The sequence below is a fragment of the Ruegeria sp. AB10 genome, from assembly GCF_056542745.1.
This window is the reverse complement of record NZ_JBQGAI010000025.1, coordinates 1-3,928: the sequence shown is the minus strand read 5'-3', so window position 1 is coordinate 3,928 and position 3,928 is coordinate 1. Positions and strand designations below refer to the sequence as shown.

3 protein-coding genes are annotated in these 3,928 nt (G+C 62.3%); all 3 read right to left on the bottom strand.

Annotation, left to right across the window (positions count from 1 at the left end; all coding sequences use genetic code 11):
• Positions 1-254: universal stress protein (locus ACR0NT_RS19455; protein ID WP_480443534.1), on the bottom strand; the 254-nt coding region annotated here is incomplete at its 3' end.
• On the bottom strand, positions 251-2,869 hold the full coding sequence (locus tag ACR0NT_RS19450) for a TRAP transporter permease (RefSeq protein ID WP_170675177.1): 2,619 nt from the start codon (positions 2,867-2,869) through the stop codon (positions 251-253). The genes ACR0NT_RS19450 and ACR0NT_RS19455, both read right to left, overlap by 4 nt.
• Before the next feature lie 120 nt (positions 2,870-2,989).
• A partial coding sequence (locus ACR0NT_RS19445; RefSeq protein ID WP_480443532.1) for a TAXI family TRAP transporter solute-binding subunit occupies positions 2,990-3,928 on the bottom strand: 939 nt, incomplete at its 5' end.

Here is a 3,928-nt window from a genome sequence, read left to right as displayed (position 1 = left end):
ATCCTGGCGTTCCGCTCGTCCCCCAGGGCTGCAATGCACAGTTCGGACAGCTTGGCCTGCGCCTGTTCCAGCGCCTTGTCGTGGAACCCGGAGTCGAAGAACCCCGAGACCCAGCTTTCGCCAAAATCCGGCAGCACGGTCACGACATCAAGCTGCGCGCCGTCCAGATCGGCCAGCGTCGCCGCCCGCTGCAGAACCCCGGCATCCAGATTGCCATTGCTGATGTCCACGGCACAGAGGACGGATTTGGTCATGGTGTCACCTCTTGGTCGGTGGTGCGGGCGGCGCGGCCCTTTTGCAGGAAGGCGATCAGGCCCAAGAGCAGCAGCGCCGGGATGAACATCAGCTCTTTGGGCGGCTGGTTCTGGGGGGCCTGCACGGTGGTGATGCGGACGGGCTCGTCGGCATAGTAGTCGAACATGTCCAGCTCATCCCCAACCGGTGTGCCGAACAGCGGCTCGTCGAGTTTCACCAGACCGTCTTCCTCCAGCGGGATCAGGCCCAGGGCGTCGATGCGGGCGGCACCGTCAGCCTCATCCCCGATGGTCAGCACCACCGTGGTTTCGGTCATGTTGCCGGTGTCAAAGTCCGGGCCTGCGACCTCGATGCGCAGGGAACTGCCCGGGGCAGCCTCGCCCACCGCCTGCTCCAGCTGCGCCGGTTCGATCTGCGCAAACGGCGGCGCGATCCGGTTCATGAAGAAGTCCGGGCGGAACAGCGCAAAGGCGATCAGGATCAGCGCCACGCTTTCGTAGATGCGGTTGCGGGTCAGGAACCAGCCCATCGTGCCAGCGGTGAAGATCAGAATCGCGATGGTCGCGGACACAGCCACCAGAATGCCCTGCACCCAGCCCACATCAATGAGCAGCAGATCGGTGTTGAAGATGAACACAAAGGGCAGCGCCACGGTGCGCAAGCTGTAGAAGAAGGCGGTAAAGCCCGTCTTGATCGCGTCGCCTCCCGACACGGCGGCAGCGGCAAAGCTGGCCAGACCTACGGGCGGTGTCACATCGGCCATGATGCCGAAGTAGAACACAAACAGATGCACCGCGATCAACGGCACGATCAGACCGTCCTGCGCGCCCAGTTCCACAACCACACCCGCCATCAGCGAGCTGACGACGATATAGTTCGCCGTGGTCGGCAGGCCCATGCCCAGGATCAGGCTCAGCAGACCCACCAGCGCCAGCATGGCGATCAGGTTGCCGCCCGACAGGAACTCGACCAGATCGGCCATCACCTGCCCCACACCGGTCAGCGTCACGGTGCCCACGATCACGCCCGCGGTGGCGGTGGCCAGCGCGATGCCGATCATGTTGCGGGCGCCGTCGATCAGACCGTTCCACAGGTCGACAACCCCGTCGCGGAAGGCGTTTGCGGTGTTGTTTTCGCCGCGGAAGATCGACTTCATCGGCTTCTGCGTCAGCAGGATCACAAACAGCAGCGAGGTTGCCCAGAAGGCCGACAGGCCCGGCGATTTCTGTTCGATCATCAGGAAGTAGACCAGCACGATGATCGGCAGCAGGTAGTGCAGACCGGCCTTGTAAATCTCGGCAATCACCGGCAGTTCGACCTCTTTGGCGTTGGGGTCATCGGGGACCAGATCCTCGACGCCCGAGGCCAGTTTCAGCAGGAACAGATAGGCCAGAACGATCAGGCCCGACAGCACCAGACCCGAGGCGCCGGGGATCATCGCTATGATCGCCTTGATCGGGTATTGGATGCCGTAACACAGCCCGGCAAAACCCGCGAAGAAGATCGCCATGCCGCCAATCGTGCGGCCCATCGAGACCACGCGGTTGCCCAGCGTCGGCATGTTCCGCTTCACCGCCTCCAGGTGCACAATATAGACCAGCGCGATGTACGAGATCGCGGCAGGCAGGAAGGCGTGGGTGATCACCTCGACATAAGAAATGCCCACATATTCCACCATCAGGAAGGCCGCAGCCCCCATCACCGGCGGCATGATCTGGCCGTTCACGGAACTGGCGACCTCGACCGAGCCCGCCTGTTCGCTGGAAAAGCCCACCCGCTTCATCAGCGGGATGGTGAAGGTGCCGGTGGTCACCACATTGGCAATTGACGAGCCCGAGATCAGGCCGGTCGCCGCCGAGCCCACCACAGCCGCCTTGGCCGGGCCACCGCGCAGGTGACCCAGCGCGCCAAAGGCCATCTTGATGAAGTAATTGCCCGCGCCCGCCTTATCCAGCAGCGCGCCGAACAGCACGAACAGGAAGACGAACTTTGTCGACACGCCCAAAGCGATGCCAAACACACCCTCGGAGGTGATCCACATATGGCTCATGGCCTTTTTCAGGCTGGCGCCCTTCCACTGGATCACTTCCGGCACCCAGTCGGACGAGCCAAAGAACACATAAGCCAGGAAAATCGTCGCAATGATCGCCATCGCGGGTCCGAGCGCGCGGCGCGCGGCCTCGAACAGCAGCAGCAGGCCCCCAAGGGCCACCCATTTGTCGACATCATCGGCCAGCAGGCCATTGTCGACCAGTTTTTCATAGAAAATATAGCCATACAGCGCGATACCCGCGCCCACCACGCCCATGATCCAGTCCTGAATGGGGATGTAATCACGCGGGCTGGATTTCAGCGCCGGATAGGCCGCAAAGGCCAGAAAAATCGCAAAGGCCAGATGGATCTGGCGCGAGTTGTTCACCACGCTGCCCGGCAGAATGGCGTTCGACAAGGGCGAGGCCAGCACCACCTGAAACACCGACCACAGCACCGCCACGATGGCTAGGAATATCCCCACATTCCCCGCCGGGTCGCGCGCGCCCGCATCAGAGGACGCCACCAGATCCTGAAGCTCTTCTTCGGATAGCGGGCGATTGGATTGTGTGTCGGAACTCATCAGGCGTCTCCCCGTCGCTCTGTCATCTTTCGGGCCGTGTTCGGCCTTCTTGTCACCCGTTCCTCCGGGTGTGCAAAAAGGGGCGCGCCCGTCACAGGCGCGCCCCGCATCAGGTCCGGCTTACTGCAGCCAGCCTTTTTCCTTGTAGTATTTCTCGGCACCCGGATGCAGCGGGGCCGACAGGCCGTCCGCGATCATCTCTTCCGGTTTCAGGTTGGCGAATGCGGGATGCAGCTTTTTGAAGTCGTCGAAGTTCTCGAAGACCGAGCTGACAACCGCATAAACCGCGTCATCCGACACGTCTGCCGAGGTCACAAAGGTCGCGCCCACACCAAAGGTGGTGGTGTCGCCATCCGACCCGCGATACATGCCGCCCGGAATGGTCGCGGTGCGGTAGTAGGAATTGCCGTCGATCAGACCCTGGATCGCATCGCCGGTCACGTTCACCAGAACGGAATCACACGCGGTGGTGGCTTCCTGGATCGAACCCGAGGGGTGACCCACGGTATAGATCATCGCATCCAACTGGTTGTCGCACAGCGCCGCCGACTGCTCGGCCGCTTTCAGTTCCGAGGCCAGTTCGAAATCGTCGATGGTCCAGCCCATCGCTTCCAGAACAACGTCCATGGTGCCGCGCTGACCGGAACCGGGGTTGCCGATGTTCACGCGCTTGCCCTTGAGGTCTTCAAAGCTGCTGATGCCGGAATCCGCACGAGCGACAACGGTGAACGGCTCGGGGTGCACCGAGAACACGGCGCGCAGGTTCTCGAACGGGCCGGCCTCTTCGAATTTCGAGGTGCCGTTATACGCATGGTACTGCCAGTCGGACTGCGCCACACCAAACTCCAGCTCGCCTTCGCGGATGGTGTTGATGTTGTAAACCGAACCGCCGGTCGACTCGACCGAGCAGCGCACGCCGTGCTCCTTCCGGCCCTTGTTGACAAGACGGCAGATCGCACCGCCGGTCGGATAATACACACCCGTCACACCGCCGGTGCCAATCGTGATGAATTCCTCCGCATACGCCGCCGGAGCCATAAAGGCCGCAGTAACAACCGC

What these genes read in the sequence shown, in the direction of transcription:
- ACR0NT_RS19450 (WP_170675177.1), bottom strand. Translation starts at nt 2,869, where the DNA reads ATGAGTTCCGACACACAATCCAATCGCCCGCTATCCGAAGAAGAGCTT.